Source organism: Sphaerospermopsis sp. FACHB-1094 (assembly GCF_014696195.1).
GTDB lineage: Bacteria > Cyanobacteriota > Cyanobacteriia > Cyanobacteriales > Nostocaceae > Sphaerospermopsis > Sphaerospermopsis kisseleviana.
This window is the reverse complement of record NZ_JACJPT010000085.1, coordinates 1-21,815: the sequence shown is the minus strand read 5'-3', so window position 1 is coordinate 21,815 and position 21,815 is coordinate 1. Positions and strand designations below refer to the sequence as shown.

The 21,815-nt window shown below is 37.5% G+C and carries 18 protein-coding genes and 1 pseudogene; 12 read left to right on the top strand and 7 right to left on the bottom strand.

What is annotated here, in order from left to right; all coding sequences use genetic code 11:
* Nucleotides 1-663: 663 nt before the first annotated feature.
* Nucleotides 664-1,050 carry a Mo-dependent nitrogenase C-terminal domain-containing protein gene (locus H6F47_RS20345; protein ID WP_137668889.1) on the top strand — a complete coding sequence of 129 codons (387 nt, stop codon included), beginning with the start codon at nt 664-666 and terminating at the stop codon, nt 1,048-1,050.
* Nucleotides 1,051-1,148: 98 nt separating this feature from the next.
* Here H6F47_RS20345 and H6F47_RS20340 read toward each other — a convergent pair whose 3' ends face one another.
* Nucleotides 1,149-3,029, bottom strand: a complete 1,881-nt coding sequence (locus H6F47_RS20340) for a caspase family protein (protein WP_190348184.1) — start codon at nt 3,027-3,029, stop codon at nt 1,149-1,151.
* Between the two features lie 234 nt (nt 3,030-3,263).
* Between H6F47_RS20340 and H6F47_RS20335 the strand changes: the two genes are divergently transcribed.
* Nucleotides 3,264-3,470 (top strand): hypothetical protein, encoded by a 207-nt coding sequence (locus H6F47_RS20335; protein ID WP_242027460.1) that lies wholly within the window; start codon nt 3,264-3,266, stop codon nt 3,468-3,470.
* A gap of 640 nt (nt 3,471-4,110) precedes the next feature.
* Here the strand turns inward: H6F47_RS20335 and H6F47_RS20330 are convergent.
* Nucleotides 4,111-4,932 (bottom strand): class I SAM-dependent methyltransferase, encoded by an 822-nt coding sequence (locus H6F47_RS20330; RefSeq protein WP_187039526.1) that lies wholly within the window; start codon nt 4,930-4,932, stop codon nt 4,111-4,113.
* Between the two features lie 323 nt (nt 4,933-5,255).
* On the opposite strand from H6F47_RS20330, the gene H6F47_RS20325 reads away from it, so the two are divergent.
* Together H6F47_RS20325 and H6F47_RS20320 are read left to right on the top strand one after the other, a co-directional pair.
* On the top strand, nt 5,256-6,695 hold the full coding sequence (locus tag H6F47_RS20325; protein WP_096566906.1) for a GTP-binding protein: 1,440 nt from the start codon (nt 5,256-5,258) through the stop codon (nt 6,693-6,695).
* Nucleotides 6,696-6,947: 252 nt separating this feature from the next.
* A complete protein-coding gene (locus H6F47_RS20320; protein ID WP_190650722.1) occupies nt 6,948-7,700 on the top strand; it encodes a DUF429 domain-containing protein in 753 nt (250 codons plus the stop codon).
* Between the two features lie 54 nt (nt 7,701-7,754).
* Here the strand turns inward: H6F47_RS20320 and H6F47_RS20315 are convergent, their stop codons facing one another.
* Genes H6F47_RS20315 through H6F47_RS20305 form a run of 3 tightly spaced genes read right to left on the bottom strand, consistent with a single transcriptional unit; the run spans nt 7,755 to nt 12,061 of the window.
* Nucleotides 7,755-9,164, bottom strand: coding sequence for a hypothetical protein (locus tag H6F47_RS20315; RefSeq protein ID WP_190650720.1), 1,410 nt, complete (start codon nt 9,162-9,164; stop codon nt 7,755-7,757).
* Nucleotides 9,161-9,526, bottom strand: a complete 366-nt coding sequence (locus tag H6F47_RS20310) for a hypothetical protein (RefSeq protein ID WP_190650718.1) — start codon at nt 9,524-9,526, stop codon at nt 9,161-9,163. The genes H6F47_RS20315 and H6F47_RS20310 overlap by 4 nt, the downstream gene beginning before the upstream one ends.
* 6 nt (nt 9,527-9,532) lie before the next feature.
* A complete protein-coding gene (locus H6F47_RS20305) occupies nt 9,533-12,061 on the bottom strand; it encodes a CHAT domain-containing tetratricopeptide repeat protein (RefSeq protein WP_190650716.1) in 2,529 nt (842 codons plus the stop codon).
* A 355-nt stretch (nt 12,062-12,416) separates the two neighbouring features.
* On the opposite strand from H6F47_RS20305, the gene H6F47_RS20300 reads away from it, so the two are divergent.
* Nucleotides 12,417-12,632, top strand: coding sequence for a DUF433 domain-containing protein (locus H6F47_RS20300; RefSeq protein WP_096566916.1), 216 nt, complete (start codon nt 12,417-12,419; stop codon nt 12,630-12,632).
* A gap of 180 nt (nt 12,633-12,812) precedes the next feature.
* On the top strand, nt 12,813-12,965 hold the full coding sequence (locus tag H6F47_RS28125; protein ID WP_242027459.1) for a hypothetical protein: 153 nt from the start codon (nt 12,813-12,815) through the stop codon (nt 12,963-12,965).
* 217 nt (nt 12,966-13,182) lie between these two features.
* Here H6F47_RS28125 and glgP read toward each other — a convergent pair whose 3' ends face one another.
* Together glgP and H6F47_RS20285 are read right to left on the bottom strand one after the other, a co-directional pair.
* Complete coding sequence (gene glgP / locus H6F47_RS20290; RefSeq protein WP_190650714.1) at nt 13,183-15,747, bottom strand: alpha-glucan family phosphorylase; 2,565 nt, start codon at nt 15,745-15,747, stop codon at nt 13,183-13,185.
* Nucleotides 15,748-16,450: 703 nt separating this feature from the next.
* A complete protein-coding gene (locus H6F47_RS20285) occupies nt 16,451-16,780 on the bottom strand; it encodes a hypothetical protein (RefSeq protein ID WP_096566920.1) in 330 nt (109 codons plus the stop codon).
* 64 nt (nt 16,781-16,844) lie between these two features.
* Between H6F47_RS20285 and H6F47_RS28620 the strand changes: the two genes are divergently transcribed.
* The 6 genes and pseudogenes from H6F47_RS28620 to H6F47_RS28120 all read left to right on the top strand — a co-directional run.
* Nucleotides 16,845-16,976: a hypothetical protein gene (locus tag H6F47_RS28620; protein WP_265586232.1), complete on the top strand. Its 132-nt coding sequence runs from the start codon at nt 16,845-16,847 to the stop codon at nt 16,974-16,976.
* Between the two features lie 267 nt (nt 16,977-17,243).
* On the top strand, nt 17,244-17,372 hold the full coding sequence (locus H6F47_RS28615) for a hypothetical protein (RefSeq protein WP_272109727.1): 129 nt from the start codon (nt 17,244-17,246) through the stop codon (nt 17,370-17,372).
* A 460-nt stretch (nt 17,373-17,832) separates the two neighbouring features.
* Nucleotides 17,833-18,525: an acyltransferase gene (locus H6F47_RS20280; RefSeq protein ID WP_190650712.1), complete on the top strand. Its 693-nt coding sequence runs from the start codon at nt 17,833-17,835 to the stop codon at nt 18,523-18,525.
* 161 nt (nt 18,526-18,686) lie between these two features.
* Nucleotides 18,687-18,803 carry a photosystem II reaction center protein I gene (locus tag H6F47_RS20275; RefSeq protein WP_096572622.1) on the top strand — a complete coding sequence of 39 codons (117 nt, stop codon included), beginning with the start codon at nt 18,687-18,689 and terminating at the stop codon, nt 18,801-18,803.
* A 225-nt stretch (nt 18,804-19,028) separates the two neighbouring features.
* Nucleotides 19,029-21,554, top strand: coding sequence for a DUF3769 domain-containing protein (locus tag H6F47_RS20270; RefSeq protein WP_190650710.1), 2,526 nt, complete (start codon nt 19,029-19,031; stop codon nt 21,552-21,554).
* Between the two features lie 138 nt (nt 21,555-21,692).
* A pseudogene (locus H6F47_RS28120) lies at nt 21,693-21,815 on the top strand (Uma2 family endonuclease); the annotation flags it as partial.

Genomic DNA, 21,815 nt, shown 5'->3' with positions numbered 1-21,815 from the left:
TAACGGGGGGACAATCATGACTGAAAAGCTTATCCTGCAAGGATTTGAAAGAGAAGTCTATTCAAAAGATCAAACCAATTTTAGGATTACAGCTATTTTCAGGTAAATAAACCACATTTTTTGATTTAAACAAGTACGCGGGTATCATTAAGTTAACTCAAGATGCTTGAGAATATCAACAACAAATTAGGGATGAATGGAGTTGACAGCCCTAGATCCCCCTAAATCCCCCTTAAAAAGGGGAGACAGTGCGTTGGGCGGCTCCGCCGACTTGTAGTAACTGGCGTTAATACACTATAAATAGCAACTTGCAACATAATCACTGTATTAGATAGCGTATAAACAGCATTTATAATTGTTACTTGACCTATAAACATTAAGTATGTTAAGTTTTGTAATAGTTACAGCCAAACCCGTCCAAAGATAGAGGTCTTCATTAAAATTTAAAGAGTGTCAAGTTATGAAAAAGATTAGCTAAGTGGAGTACACATTTTAAGGAAATTGAGTTTAACTTGACGTAGTAATACACAGATTCTGATTTTCAGTAGCTACTCGCACTTTTTCCAGAATTTCCGTCAAAATACTATTCTCCCGGACAGAGTGATTGTCATATTGTATATTCATCAGTAAGGTGAATACCCTCATAAAAAGAGAGGAATAACCATGAAGGCATTTGAAAGTACCACAAAAAATATTTTTTTCACAAGCTTGGTATCGCTCCATCAAGCAGAGACGAATAATACCAATAAAGCTAATGTCACCGAGTTACAGGCTTCTCATTCTCATTCAGGTTGGGATTTCCTGCGTCCTTTGCGAAATTGGTTGGATACTTTAAAAGTAGGCGATCGCCAATTTGCTCATCGGGTGTGTAGATTAATTCCCCCTCAATGTCCTTTTGAACGTGATGTCAAATTGTTTGGGAAAGTCTTGTTTCACATTCCCCCAATGTGTAAACTAAATCCTTTATATGAAGAAGTTGTAGGTTTAAGATTTCGCGCCCTGTGCTATCTAGCTGATGAATGTGGCGAAGATATTTCACAATATTGTTAAGTCATACAACAGGAGGCAGGGGGCTGGAGGCAAGAGTCAAGAGGCAGGGGAGATAACCCCCAATCACCAATCACCAGTCCCCAGTCACCAATCCCCAATCACCTAGTATACTGATTGCGCCATTTTTCAATCGCATCCTGAGCGTCTTCATAAGCGATGGTTTGCTTAGGAACTAAAGTAGCAGTGGCAATGGCAGTGTTAAAATCTCCTTGTGCAGCACGGTTTTTAGCCAATTCTAAAATTTGTTCACTCCATTGATTAATAGATGTTTGGGCAATTTCAAACCCTGGTTGTCCTGGTGGTACTTTTTTCGCTACTTCAATCGCTCGGTTATAAGTAGAAGCTTGTCCTGGTCGAACTAAAGCCTGAGCAGCATCCAACAAAGTTTGATTACTTAAATACTGCTTGGCTTCTAATTGCCATTTTGCAATTGATGTTTGCGCTTGGCGATAAAAGGCTGTATTTTTATTAATTAATTCCGCAGTAGCTATAGCATCAATATATTCTCTCTGGTTAGCCTGTTCCTGGGCTAAATCTAAAATCATTTGACTCCAAACCTGAATATTTTTTTGTGCTTGTTGATAAAGCGGTGTACCGGGTGAAATTTTTTGAGCAGAGGCGATCGCTTGACTCAAATCACCAGATTTATTTGGACTCAGAGACATTTTCTCTAGTTCCAAAATTGCTTGATTTCGCTGTTGGGAATCAAAATTGGAAACTACAGAATTTGTGGGTGGTTGAATTGTTTCCACCGTAGCAGGAATAGGAGGTAAATTCTGGGAAAATTCCTGGTTATTAGTAGTATTATTTAGGGATGCTGATAATTTATGGAAGCGAAAACTCGCCTGATTGCGAAGAACAAAAGTTGTAATTAAAGCGACGATAGTCATGCTACTGCCCCCCCACAAAATAAATTGTTTCCAAATGGGAGTTTCTGACTGAATTGCAGGTTGGGCGTAGTCTTTAGCAGCAGCGGGAATAAATCTAGCTCCGGTGTTTAATTCTGGGGAAGTTGCCAAGATTTGATTAGTATCTACAGTTGAATTAGTAACAGATTCCTCTGAATTTGTAGACTGATCTAACTGTGAAGAAGTTTTGTTGAGGGTAGTTTCTACGGTTTTATTTTCCGTCCACCAAGCTTTTTCTGTAGGGGAATTTTTAGACTTCTTCTCTGTCACTGAGGAGGTAGCAACGGCAAAGTTTTCTTCAGTAAAAATCAGTTGTTCAGTTTGGGAATCATCATCTAATGTCAAGATGGGAATCATGACCGGAGGACTATTGCGAATAACAGTTACAGGATTTTGAATAGGCCGCCAATGATGTTGACATAGTTCTGGGGTGAGATAACTCAGATAGGTGTCTAAATCTGTTAAACTGCTACCTTTACCAGAAAATAAAGCTTCTAATAATGCTGCTGTAAATAAGCTATGACCTAGTTCACTAATTTCGTGGGAAAATTGTTCTGGTTGACAAGAAAGCATGACAGAAATTTGCAGTTCTTTGGCGGTGTCAATAATTTCTTGACCTACGGGAGCATCAGCTTGTGTACCAAAGGCGCGGTTAATATCAAATATTAGTAATACATTCAACTTGGCAGCATGGAAACTTTGCATCAGTTGTTTCACAGCTATGCCAGTTTCTAACACCTGATCAGGATTTCCATCAGCCGGCATTAAATAATCTTTGTCATTATAGTTGACACCGTAACCGCTGAAGAAAAACCATAGATAGTCCTCTGGTTGGCAAGATTTTGCTGCTAATTCCTCCAATAAAACTAGAATATTGTCTTGGGTTGGATAAGAGGATCTTTCCCCTATCGGTGGTGAAGTATTTGTCATCAGTAGGCAATTTTGGGGTAAAAAACCTACTTCTGTCACCAAGAAATCCTTTAGTGCCTCCGCATCGTTTTGAGCGCAACTTAAAGGTTGAAATAACTCATATTGATTGATGCCAATAGCGATCGCCCAGTAATTTACCATCCCGCTCATTGTCGGTTTTTGTTTACTTGTTGAAAGTTGTTCTGACTCCTTTACGGGCGAAGCATTCGGGCGATAAATTATCAATTTTTGTCCCAGGTTGTTTTCCCAATGCTTCGCCCCTACGACTCCTGACTTCTGAATTCTTACTCAAGTAGTTCTTATGACGTTAAGATATCGGAAAATACCAGCATTAGATTAAAATGCTCTGTCATACTTCAGAAGTAGCTCAAGTTTATGAACAGGATTTACAGCTTTTCACCATCATCAATCATCCCCTTTTCATTTATTGGCCAATTTGGCAGGAAAATCCGGATAATTCAAGGTGGATGTTGGCTTTTGCTGGCTTTTCCTCTCTGGTTGGCTACGGAGGCGATCGCACCGCAAATTGTGCAAGCTTACACCGCTAGAGTTGATTTAGCTATTGAGCAAGTCCTAAGTTGACAATTTCATAGACAAAACTATACTTATATTGACAAAAATCAATATATTTTTAGGAAAAAATCAACTACTTGATATATAATACGGTGATATCAAGTATTGAATTGAGACTATTGCCGACGCGAAAACCAAGCAATGATGGTGGTAGTCTTTTTCAGAAACTTAATTGGAACACAATCGCGTCTGGCTAAGGCGTGAAAGTCTACTGAGGGATAACTGCTCCCATGCTCCCGTTGAAGTAGAAAGTAAAGTCTAGTTTTGTCTAGGTTTTATATAGCAGCAACCAACCACAGATGATGATCCTCAACCAAAACAATAATAGGGAAAATGGTGTGGGAGGTAGGGGGCAGCTCACAGGGGTAGGTTTTTAATATTATCTGTGAAGGCAGGACCAGGAAGACAAGGAGGGAAAGTAGACAAGGAAGATTTTATCAGCACAATGGTCTTTTTGTTACCAAGAGAAGATGATTTTGTACTGTTTTCCTCCCTTGTCCACTGTCCTTCCTTGTCCCCCAAGTCTTGCCCTCACGACAATGTAAAAAACCTACCCTTGTAAGCCTTGATAATGGGGGATTAAGGGGGGTAAAAATATGATTAAAATCACGGATACCACTGTTCAAACATCCTCTCACACAAAAATCCTCTAAACTTTCTTCATTACCTGAAAAGCTGAAATATAAGAAATATTAATCCTTCCTCCATAAAGCTGATCAATCTTTTGTTTTAACCCCGTAAATAAACCATCTCTGATTCCAACTTCTAATTTTAAATAAGGTGAAAGCGTACCTAACAATAATAAATAATCATCAACATGATAAGTTACTTCACAGATTACATGACCAGAAACTAAGTTTGTGAATTTTCCTGAATCAATGGCTTTTTCTCCAAAGGATTTAACTATTTTTTCTTGATCTGTTACATCTTCATATCTGGCTGAGTATGGAGCATAAATTTTATAAATTTCATGCAAATTTTGGTATACTTCATAATCAGGTTGGGGTGTCATGTTCCACAACAAAATTAAAGCCCCATCATCTCTTAAAGCAGCAGCGGCTTTTTCATAAGCTGTTTCTGGGTTCATCCAATGAAAAGAAGTCGCTGCTAAAACAGCATGAAATTTTCCTGGTGTTAATTTCCATTCTTCAAATGTCGTCTGTTGAATTTCTACATTGGGATATGCTGCACAGTTTTTTCTGGCAAATTTACAAGCTGCTTGACTGGGATCTAAACAAACCATTGAAAATCCTAATTTCGCAAAAGATACAGTTGCATTTCCAGGACCACATCCTAGTTCCAAAATTTTCCTTTTAGGGGTAAGTTTAGCTATTTTTATAGCTCGGTTAATTATTTCTTTGGGATAACGTGGTCTTACCTTGTCATAAGCTGCTGCTACAGGAGAATACCAGTTTTTTCTCAGTTCTAAGTCTTGGGGATATAAATTTTTGACTTGTGCTAATTCTTTCATGATCTATGTTATAATAATGGCTATTTGAAAAATTAAGTAGTCGTGCTAAGTATAGTGCGATTATTTTAAGAGCAATTACACAAATTAAAAATAAATATATTCTATATTCATTATTCATTCAAAAAATGCTGCCTCCCGCAACTACTCTCACTTAGGCTGAACTGAAAACTGCTATTGTTCAAACCAATAACTCGAAAACTCTAATTCATTCTGTATTCTGTATTCTGAATCATTGCCCAAAATCCCAAATCCCAAATCCCAAATCCCAAATCTAAAATCCCAAATCTAAAATCTAAAATCTAAAATCTAAAATCTAAAATCCCATGACATCGACATTACCTCAACCTGAAAACAGTAATACACCCAACTGGGAAGAAGAACTAGATAGCGCCATTTTCACCTTTAAAGATATTCAAGCAGAACTTAACTATACACAAGCAAAAACAGCACTGAGAAATTTAGTCAACAATCTTGATCTTACCACCCAAGAAAAATCTGGATTAGAAGCGGAAATTTCCGACTTAGAAACCATGCTGGGCAAACTAGAAAGTATGGTAGTGCAAATAGCAGCTTTTGGCATGGTAGGAAGGGGTAAATCTTCCCTACTTAATGCTTTGGTAGGCCAGCAGGTATTTGAAACAGGACCTTTACACGGTGTTACCCGTACAGAACAAAAGGTAAATTGGAGTATCAGTGAAGAAGCTATTGGTACATTAAAAGCCACCTTTCCCTCAACTGGACAATCTCAGGTAGAATTAGTTGACACACCGGGTTTAGATGAAGTAGATGGAGAAACCCGCGCTGCATTAGCTCAACAGGTAGCAAAACAAGCTGATTTAATTCTGTTTGTGATTTCTGGTGATCTGACCAAAATTGAACAGATGGCGCTTTCTCAGTTGCGAGAAGTAGGTAAACCGATGATTTTGGTGTTTAACAAAGTAGATCAATATCCAGAAACAGACCGGATCGCTATTTACGAAAAAATCCGCGATGATAGAGTACGAGAGTTGCTATCACCTGATGAAATAGTCATGTCTGCGGCTTCACCTTTAGTTAAAACTGCCGTAGTTCGTGCTGATGGTAGTAGAGGTATACAGTTACGTCAAGGTCAAGCACAAGTAGATCAACTAAAACTCAAGATTTTAGAGATTTTGCAACGGGAAGGTAAAGCGTTAGTTGCGCTCAACACCATGCTTTATGCTGACACAGTAAATGAGCAAGTTATCCAGCGAAAATTAGAAATTCGGGAACAGAACGCTAATGATTTAATTTGGAAAGCGGTGATGACTAAAGCATTAGCGATCGCCCTTAATCCCGTGACTGTAGTTGATATCCTCAGCAGTATCGTTATTGATATTGCTTTGATTTTAGGTTTATCTAAACTCTATGGCATCCAAATGACAGAAAAGGGAGCGGTACAACTACTGCAAAAAATCGCCCTGAGTATGGGCGGAATAGGCGCTAGTGAACTACTAGCAAATTTAGGTTTAAGTGGTTTAAAAACCTTACTGGGTATCTCTGCATCAGCCACAGCGGGAGTTGCCCTTGGACCTTATTTATCCGTAGCTGTAACTCAAGCAGGTGTAGCGGGAGTATCATCCTATGGTATTGGCCAAGTCACCAAAGCGTATTTAGCAAACGGCGCAACCTGGGGACCCGAAGGACCAAAAGCCGTAGTTAGTAAAATTTTATCCAGCTTGGATGAAACATCAATTTTAAACCGCATTAAAGATGAGTTATTGATAAAAATTAGAAGAAAGTGAAAGTTTTCAGGACTCAGGAGTCGTAGGGGCGAAGCATTCGGGCGACTAATTATCAATTGTATGAAAAGGTTATTTTCCGAATGCTAATGCTTCCAGCACGCTTCGCGAACGCCCGTACAAGAGTCAGGAGGAAAGACAAATAACCCAATTACCAATTACCAATTACCCATTACCAATTACCAATTACCCATTACCAATTACCAATCACCAATCACCAATCACCAATCACCAATCACCAATTACCTAATTATAATGAAATTTATCGGTATTGATTTAGGCTGGCAATCTCAACCAAGTGGTTTATGTTGTTTAGAATTAAAAGATGAAAAACTGCAACTTTTGGATTTAGATCGCCAGGAAGCCATTGCAGACATCTTGACTTGGATTGATCAGATCATCAAACCAGAAGAACCAGGTATAATTGCTGTAGATGCACCCACATTAATACCAAATTCTACAGGTAGTCGCTTACCAGATAAACTCAGTCATAAATACTTTGGTAAATATCATGCGGGATGCTACCCAGCAAATCAAAACCTAGCTTTTGCAGAACGCACAATTAACTTTGGTTTAGAATTAGAATCACGGGGATTTATACACGCTGCAAAAATTGAACCACAAAAACCAGGCAGATATCAAATAGAAGTATTTCCCCATCCAGCAATAGTTAATTTATTTAGATTAGAAAAAATCTTAAAATATAAAAAAGGAAAAATCCACGAACGGCGGTTAGAACTGCTCAAGTTATATAATTACATTGTTGAGATTCTTCCTGTTATTTCTCCTCCTTTATCTTCTCCATGTATCTGTAGTTCCTTTCCTTCAGAAATACCCAACACAGGAAAACAACTCAAAGAAACCGAAGATAAATTAGATAGTTTAATTTGTGCTTATATTGGTGCTTATTGGTGGTTTTGGGGAACAGAAAAAAACCTAGTTTTAGGAGATGAAAGTACAGGTTATATAGTTGTACCGGAGAAAATTGGTAAGCTGTTGTACATTTAATTTGTATAAGTGGAACAGGCATCTTGCCTGTTAAACAAGAGTTATAGCGATTGTTTATTTTCGTTTACTAATCCATATTCCTAACATAGCAATCAGAGTACATCCAAGAGTAGCAACAACACTTAAAAATAAAGAAGCATAAAATGGATGGGGTGGACTGTTGGGAGAAATAAAAGCGACAGGTTGATTAATTTTATCAATGTGTTGAACTACTACACCGGAAACTATTGCACCACCACCAAAACCGATTCCTAATATTTGTACTGTTGTTTCTAAGGATCTATCTCTTTCTGTTTGTTCTATTTCCACTATACCACGAATTGTATCAATTAATTGACTAAATAATTCTTGTCCTGGTGCGAGATAGTTAATATCAGTTTGTATCTGTTCTTGCCATTTTTGACATTCTTTATCTAGAAAATCTTGCCAAAATTTAGGACTGATTTGATTATTGATTGCTGTAATTTTATTTAAGCAGATTTGAAAATTTTTAATGTTTGTCTGAATCGCTGTATTATGGGTTTGTAAATCCTGTAAACAGCGTGTATAGTCAAAACTTTGTTGGGGAATTTCTAATAATAATTTCTGTAATTCAGATATTTTAATTTTTGGTTGAGAGATTAAAGTTTGAAATTCCTGAATTTTATTATCCAAATAACTATAAGTTGTCCTAGCGTTTTGGTAACTTTGACTTGCTTTGTAATTAATAAATAGGATTTTATGATAACAGCATAATAAATCTCGTAGCCAGTTGTAAGCATTTGTCTGAAGTTGTAATGTATCAGTTTGGGGATGATTACTTGGGTTATTTAATTGGATAATAATTTGGCTTTGTACAACTGGGTTATTTATTTGATTATTTGGATATGCTTGATAAATAAATAATACACTATCAAATAAATTTCCTGAATCATTTAAAAAAGTATTAAAACCTGTATTTGCAAGTAAAGCGTTAGCAATTCTTTCTGCTAATATTTTACAGTCTGTGGTTGCGTCAACTTCTCCATAAATCCATAAACTTTGTCCTAATGATGCTTGAATTTTATTAGGTAATAAATTATCAGGTTGAAAATCTTTGATTTCTGGTATATTGATATCAATGTTATTTGCTGATTCAGGAACAAAAGTTAAATCAACTGCGTAGGTATCGTTGAGTAAAAAAGGTTGTAAATTGACATTAATTTTTAAACCGTTGGTTGTTGTAAAATTCCCCAAATCTAAATCTTGCGAATTAGTTAACCATTCGGTGTTTCTGCCTAATTCTTGTTTAGGTTCATATTTACCATTATAATAACAAATTAATTGAGATTTGATATCTTTTAAATTGGTAGCAGGAAAGGAAGAAACGCCAATATTAGCCAAATTATCCCATAAAAGGCTGGCATTGGCGACAACTTGATCAGGTGTATGTGCAAGAGTGTGTCGCAAATGAAAAGCATAGAGAGTAAGACTAAAATTCTTCACGGTTTTGATGGAGATTTTTGATCTTTAGATAAAGGGGAATTTTCTTTAATTGCGTTTTGAATTAGTTCTTTAGAAGATTCGCTAGGTTGGTTTGCTAGTGTGGAAGATTTAGTACCACCTGCACCAATATTACCATCTTCAGTTAAAGATGAATCCATTTTGTTTAAGTTTTGGTTATATACCTCCAAAAGTAATGACTGAGATTTTAACCAAGTTTCTATTTTTTCGGTTACTTCTTCATCATCATCTGGTAATTCTTGGGATAATTGTTGTAATTCTTGCCAAGTTTCATTAGTTAGTAAATCACTAGGATTTTCGAGAATTGAATTAAACGCAAGGGCAGATTTTTTGTTAACTGACATGATGAATTAAACTCCTTTACCTATACAACAAAACGCAGACCAGTGAACAGGTGATCTAAAAGGTTGATAATTTGCACCGTTTTCCTGTTCTAGTCTATCAAAATATTTGTTAATTTCTGATTGCCAAGCAAAAGTTAATGATGATTCTTTAGGTTCAGTTAACCAGGTTCTCAAATCCTGAATTGTTGTATCTCTTAACCATATTTGGGCAGTTTGCAAAGCTAACAGGATATTATTTTGATGTTTTAATTCTTCATAGAATCTGATCATTAATAAAGCTGTTGCTGTTGAGTTTACAGTCGATAAGCTACTAACTACATTAGTGCTACCAGCTAACAAAAAACCACTCGGTAAACCAATATATTCATCACTAATATTGTAACCGTCTATCATACCGCTTTCGCAAGCAGCAAGGGTAACTAAACGACAGTTTTCTAGTTGCAGATGGGTGATAATATCTGCTAATTTGAGGACTTCATCAGCTAATAATAAACCTGAATCTAGGGGAGAATTAGAATCAAAGCTACCATGACAGAAGAAAAATAAATTGTGTGCTGTTGTCAGATGTTCAGGATTTTGAATAATTGTTGATTTTTTAGCTTCGCTTTTCTTCAAAACATGACTATTAGCAAACTGCTTTTTAATTGCTGTAACTGCACCTAAATCTTTTTCATATAAATCTTCTGTGGGTGTTTGCATAGCAAAGAAAGATTGAAAATTATCACGTTGACGCTGTTGAATTTGTTGTAATATTTGCAGACTGGGTACATAACCCACACCTTGAGGAAATAAATCCATTAAATAGGAATTTTTTACAGGTAAAGCATGGAGAGGGAAAAGGTGTAAGAAACGATGGGGAATTAAAATCAGTTTTTTACATTCTGATGGAACTAGATTTAATATTTCTTCTAGATGTAATATTTGGGCTAGGTTCTGTAAATTATCATCTAATTGATTGTTCCATGTTTCTTGGTTCTTGTTATAATCATTTATATATTTATTTGCCCAATCAATTAATTGATCAAATTTCTCTGCGGAAGATTGCCAAACTTTGATTTCTTTACCTCCTGGTTGAATCACAAAAGCAAAAAATTTATTAGTAGCAATATACCATTCAATAATTGCTGTTTGTTGATCAACAATATTGTTTAATGATGTAAAATTAAAACTAGCACCAAGGGGTAAATATTGATCTTGTAATTGTTGCCGTTGTTGGCGTAATTCTTGCAAAGTTTGAACTAAATTTTGGTAGTTTTCAGCTTTACCAGTTTGGATTAAATTTTGTTCGGTTGCAATCTGACTTTCTAATTCTTGTAATTGCGTAACTACCCCAGAGGGAAAGATATTTTCTAAATCACGACTGAGAATTTGTTCTACTAAATTACGGGTTTTACTGCGTTCAATATAACTGATAGCTTCCGTTTCCCTACCCAAATCTAAACAAACTTCTACCATCCTTCTATATAACTGATTCCATTCCTCTGCTTGTTTGCGTTTACTTTCTTCCCCAGAAATAATTTCACCGCGTATATTTTCAACGGTAACAATGGCTTGAGTAAAGGTATCGTAAGCTAAATCTAATTTTTGGGAATCTTGATAAGCAATACCCAAATTTAATAAAGTTTCGGCATTGTTTTGAGGAAAATCATCGCGGGTATAAACTTCTAAAGCCGCAGTAAAAGCAGCGATTGCGCTTCGCGCAGCGCCGTAGTCGATCGCATTTTCTAAATTCTGGGCTTTATCTCCCCTGATTCTGTCAAAGTAGGCATTCCCTAGATTATTTTGCGTCATTGCCCAATCTACAGGAAAATCATCGCGGGTTGTCACTTCTAAAGCCGCAGTATAAGCTGCGATCGCATTTTCTAAATTCTGGGCTTTATCTCCCCTGATTCTGTTACGGTAGGCAATCCCTAGATTATTTTGTAAAGTTCCCCATAGTTCTGGAGAAGTTTGACGGGTGAAAACTGTAAAAGCTATTTCATAACCAGTGATAGCAATTTCCATATTATTGGCTTTGTTGCCTAAAGGAAATTGTTGAATTAGATTACTAAAATTACCTATTATCATAGCTAAAGATTGTGCTGTTTCTGGTTCTGTTTCCGCTATTATTGTGGTTGCCCAAGCCTGTAATAAGTTAGCAAAGGTGAGATTGAGTTTATCTGTATTGTCTTCCAGCAAGGGGTAAACTACCTGGGAATTACCTTGACTTTCTACCGTTGCTTGTAATACTTCTAATAAAAATAGTAAATAAGTTTCTATATCTGCTTCACTAACCGGGGTTTCTGCTTCTGGAGTATTTTCCTCTAGGGGTATATTTAGATATTCACTCAGTTGAGATGCTAAAGCCAGTAACCAGTTAGCAGTATTTTCCTCTCCCTTCTGGGAAAACATCCCCGCTAACCCTACCACCATCTGTAAAAAGTCAGCATCTAATAATTCGCTGTTAGCTTGTAATATTGCCGATTCTTCCCCATCTGCACAACTTAGCAGTTGTTGAATTAGCTGATAATATGCCTGTAGACGCTGTTCATTCATATATTAAAGCTGGGTTAGGGTAGCATTTAGATGATGCTTCAATAGCATTTTCCCCCATTTCGGATCATTTTATGCTGAAAATCCTCAAATCCTGGAAATCCTGATTCTGACAATCACATCCTGAAAATCCTCAAATCCTGGAAATCCTGATTCTGACAATCACATCCTGAAAATCCTCACATCCTGGATATCCTGATTCTGACAATCACATCCTGAAAATCCTCAAATCCTGGAAATCCTGATTCTGACAATCACATCCTGAAAATCCTCAAATCCTGAAAATCCTGATTCTGACAATTGATACTTTATAATTAATCTAAATGTAAGTTTTTCATTTACCAAAGAGGAATAAACAATGAAAGGATGGGAAACTTTAGATGCCATAGAAAGACAACCTGATAAATTAAGTGGTGCATGGGTATTTCGAGGAACAAGAGTTCCGGTTGCTGCATTATTTGAAAATTTGCGTGATGGTGCAACTGTAGATGAATTTTTGCAATGGTTTCCACCTGTGCAAAGATCACAAGTTGAAGCTGTACTTAATTATGAGCTTGAAAAACTAGCTGCTTAGATATAAATAGAGATAAAAATTCTTTTTGTTCAGGGAACTCCTGTACCATTACGGAAATATTTAACAGACCATTCTGTAACGACAGCTTATGAAGAAGGATGGTCTAATTTATCAAATGGAGATTTATTAAAGGCTGCTGAAAATAAAGGATATCAAATACTTGTTACAACAGATCAGAATTTGCGTTATCAACAGAATTTAAGTGAACGTCAAATTGCAATTGTGGTTTTACTGTCAACTTCATGTCCAAAAATTAGAACAGAAGTTGATAAAGTTTGTTCTGTCATCAATGCAACTAACTTGGGTGATTATCAAGAAATTTCTATCATCTAGTGTAATTTACTATTTAACAATCACATCCTGAAAATCCTTAAATCCTGGAAATCCTGATTCTGACAAAAAATCACATCCTGAAAATCCTTAAATCCTGGAAATCCTGATTCTGACAAAAAATCACATCCTGAAAATCCTCCTACCTCCTGCCTTCGTTAAAAGATTTTAGATTTTAGACTGTAGAAAAACAATCCAAAATCCAAAATCTAAAATTACCCTATTCCGCCCAAGCGATTAACCTGGGTTCATAAGGATTAGAAAGGTATTGGTTTTGTGGTAAAACCCGCAAAGACAAACCTTGCAAACCAGAAGAGGTATAAGTGATATCAGCAATATAGACACTTAAACCTTGATCATCTTGTCCTTGGTAATCCATAACTACAGGAACAGCATTGACAATATTGCCGTTAGCGTCAATAGCACCTTGGTATAATTCTACCTGCACATCTTCATTTGTTAAAGTTGCTAAATCAACCTTAGCTTTTACAGCCACAGTTTGATTAACTTCAATTTCTGAAGCTGCTCCGACATCAATATCTTTGATTTTGATGTTAAACCAATGTTCACCAAGTTTTGCTTTCCAAGCTGCTAATTCTTTCGCTGGGGCGTAATTATTAGCGGTGAGGGTATGATAGCGATCGCTGGCAGGAAAATAAGCTCTTACTGCATATTCTCGCACCATCCGCGCTGTATTAAAGAACGGACAATTTAACCGAATAGCATCTTTCATTTTTGCTACCCAAGCACGGGGTAAACCATCCCCATCACGCTGATCATAGAATAAGGGTACAACTTCTTTTTCTAACAACTCATAAAGAGCATTAGCTTCTATTTCATCTTGATAGTTGGGATCTTCGTAATTTTCCCCATGTCCGATCGCCCAACCAGTACGCACATAATCAGCTTCATCCCACCAACCATCAAGTACACTTAAATTAGGTAGTCCGTTCATTGCTGCTTTCATGCCGCTAGTACCAGAAGCTTCACGGGGGCGGCGTGGTGTATTTAACCACACATCACAACCAGCTACCATCAACCGAGCAATGTGAATATCGTAGTTAGGAACAAACACCACTTGTTTTTCCAGATGGTTTTCGCGGATAAAGTGATTGATATCGCGGATCAGTTCTTTCCCCGGAATATCTTTAGGATGTGCTTTGCCCGCAATGACAAACTGTACCTTGCTGTGTTTATGTCCTGATAAAATCTTCTTGATCCTGTCTAAATCACGCATCCAGAGCGTAGCGCGTTTATAGGTAGCAAAACGACGAGCAAAACCAATGGTTAAGACATTGGGATCAAGGACTTCTTGAGCTTGGGCAATATCAGAAGCTGAAGCACCGCGATCGCGTAAATGCTTAACCAAATGATCCCGCACATACAAAATCATATCCAGGCGACAGCGTTCATGATTACGCCATAACTCCTCATCTGGGATCGCGTCCATCCGTTCCCATAACTGATTATCTGGTGGTACTGATGACCAGTTTGGACCTAGATAGCGATCGTACAACTCCTGAGTTGATTTAGCCACACAACTGCGAGCATGAACACCATTAGTAATAGCAGTGATTGGCACTTCATCAACGGGGACTTTCTTCCATAAACCTTGGAACATTTGCCGAGATACCACACCGTGCAACTGTGCCACACCATTGGAAAATGTCGCCATTTTCAAAGCTAACACCGCCATACTAAAAGGCGCGGATAAATCACCAGTATTTTCCCGTCCCAAACCTAAAAACTGTTCTTTGGGCAAACCAAAGATATCTGCATAATATCCCAGATAATACAAAATTTTATCGGGAGCAAACAAATCAATACCAGCGGGTACAGGGGTATGGGTGGTAAAGATATTACTGGAAGCTACCACTTGTCTAGCTTGAGAATAACTCAAACCGTCTTCCTGGATTAACATCCGAATGCGTTCTAAAGCTGAGAAAGCCGCATGACCTTCATTCTTATGGTAAGCTGTCACCTTGTAACCCAAGGCTTTTAACATCCGCACACCACCGATCCCCAGCATCATTTCCTGGTGGATACGCATATCAATGTCACCACCATATAACTGATCGGTGATGTCATGATCATAAGCTTTGTTAGGTTCAATATTGGTATCCAGCATATACAGGGGAACTGTTCCCACCTGCACACGCCATACCCTAGCGTATACCTTGCGTCCTGGATAATCTACCTCAATCCTTAGCTCTGAGCCATCGGGATTGCGTTCTAAGTGCAAAGGCATATTATAAAAATCGTTGATGGGGTAGCGTTCTTGTTGCCAACCATCAGCATTAAGATATTGGGCAAAATAACCTTGTTGGTAGAGTAAACCCACACCAACCAAAGGTAATCCCAAATCACTAGCAGATTTGAGGTGATCTCCCGCCAAAACACCCAAACCGCCAGAATAGATCGGCAAACAATCTACCAGTCCAAACTCAGCGGAAAAATAAGCGTAACATTCCTTTTGGGTTGATCCGCGTTGTTTGTGATACCAAGTGCGCTCTTGCAAATAATCTTCTAGTTGTCGAGCAGCACGATCCATTTGTGCTAGGAAACCTTCATCTTCGACAACTTCCAATAATCGCCCTTGACTGATAGTACCTAGCATCAAAACTGGGTTATGTCGGCTTGATTCCCACAAATCTGGGTCTAATCGACGAAATAAGTCTTTGCTCTCAACATTCCAATCAAAATGTAGATTGTATGCTAGTTTTCGCAGTGGTTCTAGTCGCTGCGGTAGTGAAGGAGAAACGTTAAATGTGCGAATTGGCTGCATAGTATGGCAAAAGTTCTAATTCTGTTATGGTTATTGTTTACTGTTATTGTTTACTGTTTTTACTGGGTGTTGCCAATTCTTTATACTATGTTTGTGAATTTCTGATGACTTTGTTAAGCATTGAGAATTATTGTCTCATACTTTGCTAGAGTTTACACCAAACAACGTTCTTGGTCTATAGGTTTCCATTCCTGAATTTCCTATTGGCATCAAATTCAGTTTCTCATTGTTACTTGTATAGCATCAGGCAAGAGGCAACAGGCAAACGGCAGTAGTGAAACCCTGAATATTATTAGGTTTCAGTGATCAATCACCGATTTTGGCAACAAAAATTATAGTTATCATTAAATTTACTAACACTTTAGCCCAAAAATACTAACCACCACATCAACCAACAGGATAATTTTTAATTATTTCTTAATATTTTTAGCAGTAAAGTAATCTACCACAAAAATTTGTAAAAAAATTTGTAATTTGTGTAATTTATGGTTTATTTGCACATAAATCCCTAAAATTTGTCTAATTCAACAGAGAATAAACAAATTTTCTCCACCAAATTCTTCCCAAGAGTGAACAACTGCGACTACACCCAGCTTTGTAAAATGAATATTTTATTAATATTTATTAATATTTTATTAATATTTATTAATATTTTATTAATATTCTGCTCAGGAAAAAATGAATCAGGTGATCATTGATATACCTATGTACCGATAGAAGGCTGATCTTGGGGATTATGTGGCATAGTTAAGGCTATTGCAGCCGCAAAAGCCATTTCAGCAGCTATTTTATAAGCCAGTTTGATGTTTGGGGAAGCATCCTTATCTTTGGAAGCTATGTCAGAGTAATTTTTTTTACGAAGTGACTCTTGGTTAACTGCACCCGCCACAATAGAACGTTGTAAAATAATCAATGCATCTAGGTCTTCTGAGTCATAATTTGTTTGCAGAAGTTTATGGATCTGATGTTTTGCTGTAGCACTCAAATAGCCAGTAGTTAAAGCTTGCTGCACAATTTCTTTAATTGTAATCATGATTTAACCGTAGGTGTTACTTAAAAGGGATATTTTACTCTGTAAGTGGATTTTTGTCCTGTGCATGGTGCAAAAAAGTGATTTAGGGAAGGTAACAGGGAAAAGAAAACGGGTAAGAAGCAATCAAGGTGTACCTTGCGATCGCCAAAATCAAATAAAAGTCCTATATCAGCAGTCAGCTTTAGAAAAATCCTAGTGGATGATCAATTAATAGCAGTGAGTAAGACTACAGAAAGCCAGCTATCAAACATAAAATCTGAGTCATAAAATACTATTTATAGCAGTATAAAAATGTGCAATATCACAATTTTTACAGATACAAATCATAGAGAATAAACGGATTTTTTGTTTAAAGTTGTTCATTAAAAATAAATTATGTTATTGTGAAGATCAATTGTCATTCAAAATCGCTAATGTTATTGAAAGCGTGATTTTCCTAGCCTATAAGTCCTTTGTGTGCAGCATGATTAGAGCATTATACTCTACAAATTCATTACCAGAAAGCCGTCACAGCAATCGGGGAAGTGCTTACTTGTTTGCACCGATGGTCAACTTCAATATCATGGCAGACGTGGGAGATACTCCACCATAAACTTTTATAAAAAAATACTAATTTATTGTCTTTATTGTCAAAATTCAGGATTCAGAAAAATTTTACAATTCAGAATTGACAGATTCAAGATTTTGTCAAACATTTGCAGCATCATCCTTGAAGTCCTGTGTATTCTGTATGCTGTATGCTGTATTCTGTATTCTGTATCCTGAATCATTACAATAATTGCTCATTCAAGAAAAAGTAAGTATTCAGCTATCAGCAATCAGCAGTCAGCTAAAACTGCTGTTCAGACTAATTTTACAGAATTTTTAGAGCAGACTGATACCAAAATCAATTGCTAATTCTTCGCTAAAAATGCTCATAAATTCCAGATCATAACTGATTACTGATTACTGATTACTGATTACTAAATACTCGGAATAAAAATTACATTGTCTGTTAAGCAACAAGACAATATTTTCCTGTCACACAAAACTTATGTGAGATATTTGTAGCCATGATTAACCAATTATATTCTGACAAATTACAGCGACTACCAGGACTTTTATTAACCACCTTATTAGGTGATATTCCGTCAATTCTTTTGGGTCCACAACTGAGAAGGTTGGTATATCGCCGTCTTTTTGCAGCTATGGGTAAGAGGGTGTACATTCAGCATGGTGCAGAATTTCTCTCTACCACCTCTATTGAAATTGGTAATGGAGTACACATCTTTAAAAATGTGCGTTTAGATGCCAAAGGACACCCAAACAATAAAATTTATTTAGGAAATGGAGTAGCAATTGAGCGTAACGTAGATATAGGCTGTTTGGAAAATACTTGTATACACATAGAGGAAGATACATTCATTGGACCAAATGTTTGTATTGCTGGACCTGGAAATATTACGATTGGTAAGCAATGTATGATCGCATCTCAATCTGGTATATATGCAAATAATCACAGTTTTACAGATACATTATTGCCAATGCAAAAACAGGGCGTTACCCGTCAGGGAATTGTGATTGAGGATGATTGTTGGCTAGGACATGGAGTTACTGTATTAGATGGTGTAACTATTGGCAAGGGTAGCGTAATTGGTGCAGGAGCAGTAGTCACTAAAGATATTCCTCCCTATTCCGTCGCTGTTGGTATACCTGCAAAAGTGATTAAAAGCCGGACAGCTAAAGAAATGGTGCAGTATTCTTAAATTTAGGGTGTAGAGAGGTAGGGAATAGGGAATAGGGAATAGGGAATAGAAAATTATTTCTTCAGCCCCCTGCCTAGAAACATACCTCCAAAAAAGAACCAGATGTGAGTAAGATAGAGATTGCTGAAAAGTTTTTTGTCTTACCCCTGGGAGATAATTCTATGGTGACTTTAAAAATCGCTGTTTATATTGTTGTTGCCTTCTTCATAGGAATTTTTGTGTTTGGATTTTTGTCAAATGACCCTGCTCGCAACCCTGGCCGTCGGGATTTAGAATAGGAACACAACAAATCATCTGTTATCAACTGCAACTGCTGGAAGGTGGAAGACACTCAATGCCTAAACACTGGCACAAATCTGGAAAATGATACTGTGTCGTCCTTTTGGCGGCTTGCTACAAGTCAGCAGAAGGCAAAAGTCGGAAGGCCAAGTGTAAATCATCCTTCCGGCTAAATATTTGGTTTTTCATATCTGGCTTGTTGTTAGCTCGATTTTCCACAAGATATGCTTCATCCAGTTTTGCTACCTGACTCACCTCCTGTTCAAGAATACATCCAACCTGGCCATCTTCTCGCTTCTGCTTCTGTGGTAGAAGAGCAAACTGGGACGCAGCAACTTGCGACTTCAGGAAATATCGAGACTGCTAATGGTCTGGTGACTCCCACACAAACTAATCAAGATAATGCAGTAATTAGCAAAAGCTTATCTTCAAATTCTGTTCCAGAAACTGTATCGCCAACATTTTCCCCTCTGATTGTTTCTAGAAGTGGGGGGCTTTTGAGAAAATCTTTGATAGTTGGTACTTCCCAAAAGGAAGATGCGGATGCTGACAACACACCGGGGGCTACATTTCCACAAATTTCTCGTGAAGTTACCAATACAAACAATATATGGTTGGCTGAGTCACCAGTTATGATCAAAACTTCAGCCCCAGTAAAACACCCAGTAAAACATAAAAGCCAACATCAAAATCCTGTAAATATATACAAATCAGGGGAGAAGATTAATATTTCTGCCTCTACAAAGACGGGAGAAAATACGTCCAGTTCTCTCCTAGTACAAAATATTATTGAGTTTAAGCCACGTAATTCAAATAACCAACCATCAACTTCTACTACTGTAGAATTTCCTCCGCCAAATCAACCTGCTGGGAATACGCCACAAGTAAGACAACGAGTTATAGAAGTAATTGCAGACCGCCAAGAATATGATGAGCAAAGACGAATCGTTACGGCCGAAGGTAATGTAGTGGTTAGATTTGATGAGGCGGTGGTAGATGCCGATCGCCTACAAGTAAATTTGGATAATTTAATTGCTGTGGGGGAAGGTAATGTTGCTTTAACTAGGGGTAATCAGGTATTACGGGGAGAACGCTTTACTTATAATTTTGTTCAGGATAGTGGGGATCTGGAAAATGGCAGCGGCGAAATTTACATCCCCACAACTCAAGCTGATTTTGCTTTTTCTCCCTCCCCAACTACAGATATTACCGCAGGTGGTGTACCTAGTCGTCCACCTAGTGACCGGATTCGTGCTAATCAACCTGTTACTGGTGTCAGCAGTCCCGGTGGTATTGATGTGAATTTTGCAGGTCAAGCGGATGCCAGAAATATTCCCGTAGCCAAATCCGGTGGTATGGTCAAAAGATTGCGTTTTCAAGCCCAACGCATTGATTTTTATCCCCGTGGTTGGCAAGCTGAGGATGTGCGGATTACCAATGATCCTTTTTCACCCCCAGAATTAGAGTTACGAGCATCTAAAGTGACTTTGACGCGAGAAGCACCTTTGGTAGATCGGGTAACTACTCAGCGTCAACGTTTAGTTTTTGACCAGAATTTTGTCTTACCTATCCCCATTGATAACCAAAAAATTGACCGTCGAGAAAGGGATATTAATCCTTTTATTGTTTCTCCTGGTTATGATAATGGTAAACGGGGGGGTTTGTATGTAGAACGGAATTTCTTAGCGATTAATAATGATCAAACTCGTTGGTTGATTACACCTCAATTGTTTGTACAGAGAGCTATTCAAGATAATAGTAATATTCCTGGTTTGTTGGGTGTAAAAACTAAGCTAAATACTGTGTTAAATGCAAAAACTAAGGTGGAAGGAGTAGGAGAATTAACAAGTCTAGATGTGAATAAATTAGAGGATAATTTGCAGGGGAGTTTACGGTTACGTCAGAGTTGGGGTGAGGTAAATCCTCATATATTGAATTTAGAATATAGCTACCGCGATCGCCTTTACAATGGTACTCTCGGTTTCCAAACTGTGCAGAGTAGTTTGGGTGGTGTAATCACTTCTCCGATTATTCCTTTGGGAAAAAGTGGCATTAATCTTAGCTATCAAGGAGGCGCTCAGTATATTAATTCTAATACAGATCGTGCCGATTTACTAGAGCCACAACGGAAAAATAACCGTGTTTCTTTAGGTCGGTTACAAGGTAGTATTGCTCTAAATACTGGTTTTTTGTTATGGCAGGGAAAACCATTACCAGCTACTGCTAAGGAAGGATTAAAATATACACCAAATCCTGTAGTACCTTACTTGCAGGCGATCGCGGGTGTGACGGGTACAACCAGTTATTACACCAGTGGCGATAATCAAAGTACCTTAACTGGTACTGTTGGTTTAGTTGGCCAGATAGGTCATTTTTCTCGCCCATTTTTTGATTATACTGCCTTTAATGTGAGTTATTCCCAAGGTTTCAACAGCGGTTTATCACCATTTTTGTTTGATCGTTCTGTTGATAACAAAGTTTTGAGTGCTGGTATTTCCCAACAAATATATGGACCGTTTCGTTTAGGCTTTCAAACATCAATCAACCTAGATACAGGTAAAGAAAGCAGTACAGATTATATTGTGGAATATAACCGCCGCACCTATGGAATCACCTTGCGTTACAATCCAGTTTTAGAATTAGGTGGTTTTAGTATTCGTATTAGTGATTTTAACTGGAAAGGTGGTACTGATCCATTTTCTTCAGATGAAGTGAAACCTGTGGTGGGTGGAGTGCGACAAGATAATTAGGCTGTTAATCTGATTGATAATGATATTAAATCAAATCAACCACCAAGTGCAGGATTCCAATTTTTTGGGCTTGTGAAAATTGATGGTAAAACGAAAGTTTTAATGCTACACTAAGAAACCACGCTCGCAGGGGGGTATATGACCTCTACCACAAATCTTCCCACATCTGGAATTAGTCTTCCAGATCATACTCAATTACCAGAGTCTGATGGTACATTTGTGAAAAATTTTCAGGAACATCCTCAAAGCATTCTATTAACA

What these genes read in the sequence shown, in the direction of transcription:
- H6F47_RS20345 (WP_137668889.1), top strand. Translation starts at nt 664, where the DNA reads ATGAAGGCATTTGAAAGTACCACAAAAAATATTTTTTTCACAAGCTTG.
- H6F47_RS20340 (WP_190348184.1), bottom strand. Translation starts at nt 3,029, where the DNA reads ATGGTAAATTACTGGGCGATCGCTATTGGCATCAATCAATATGAGTTA.
- H6F47_RS20335 (WP_242027460.1), top strand. Translation starts at nt 3,264, where the DNA reads ATGAACAGGATTTACAGCTTTTCACCATCATCAATCATCCCCTTTTCA.
- H6F47_RS20330 (WP_187039526.1), bottom strand. Translation starts at nt 4,932, where the DNA reads ATGAAAGAATTAGCACAAGTCAAAAATTTATATCCCCAAGACTTAGAA.
- H6F47_RS20325 (WP_096566906.1), top strand. Translation starts at nt 5,256, where the DNA reads ATGACATCGACATTACCTCAACCTGAAAACAGTAATACACCCAACTGG.
- H6F47_RS20320 (WP_190650722.1), top strand. Translation starts at nt 6,948, where the DNA reads ATGAAATTTATCGGTATTGATTTAGGCTGGCAATCTCAACCAAGTGGT.
- H6F47_RS20310 (WP_190650718.1), bottom strand. Translation starts at nt 9,526, where the DNA reads ATGTCAGTTAACAAAAAATCTGCCCTTGCGTTTAATTCAATTCTCGAA.
- H6F47_RS20305 (WP_190650716.1), bottom strand. Translation starts at nt 12,061, where the DNA reads ATGAATGAACAGCGTCTACAGGCATATTATCAGCTAATTCAACAACTG.
- H6F47_RS20300 (WP_096566916.1), top strand. Translation starts at nt 12,417, where the DNA reads ATGAAAGGATGGGAAACTTTAGATGCCATAGAAAGACAACCTGATAAA.
- glgP (WP_190650714.1), bottom strand. Translation starts at nt 15,747, where the DNA reads ATGCAGCCAATTCGCACATTTAACGTTTCTCCTTCACTACCGCAGCGA.
- H6F47_RS20285 (WP_096566920.1), bottom strand. Translation starts at nt 16,780, where the DNA reads ATGATTACAATTAAAGAAATTGTGCAGCAAGCTTTAACTACTGGCTAT.
- H6F47_RS28620 (WP_265586232.1), top strand. Translation starts at nt 16,845, where the DNA reads ATGGTGCAAAAAAGTGATTTAGGGAAGGTAACAGGGAAAAGAAAACGG.
- H6F47_RS28615 (WP_272109727.1), top strand. Translation starts at nt 17,244, where the DNA reads ATGATTAGAGCATTATACTCTACAAATTCATTACCAGAAAGCCGTCAC.
- H6F47_RS20280 (WP_190650712.1), top strand. Translation starts at nt 17,833, where the DNA reads ATGATTAACCAATTATATTCTGACAAATTACAGCGACTACCAGGACTT.
- H6F47_RS20275 (WP_096572622.1), top strand. Translation starts at nt 18,687, where the DNA reads ATGGTGACTTTAAAAATCGCTGTTTATATTGTTGTTGCCTTCTTCATA.
- H6F47_RS20270 (WP_190650710.1), top strand. Translation starts at nt 19,029, where the DNA reads ATGCTTCATCCAGTTTTGCTACCTGACTCACCTCCTGTTCAAGAATAC.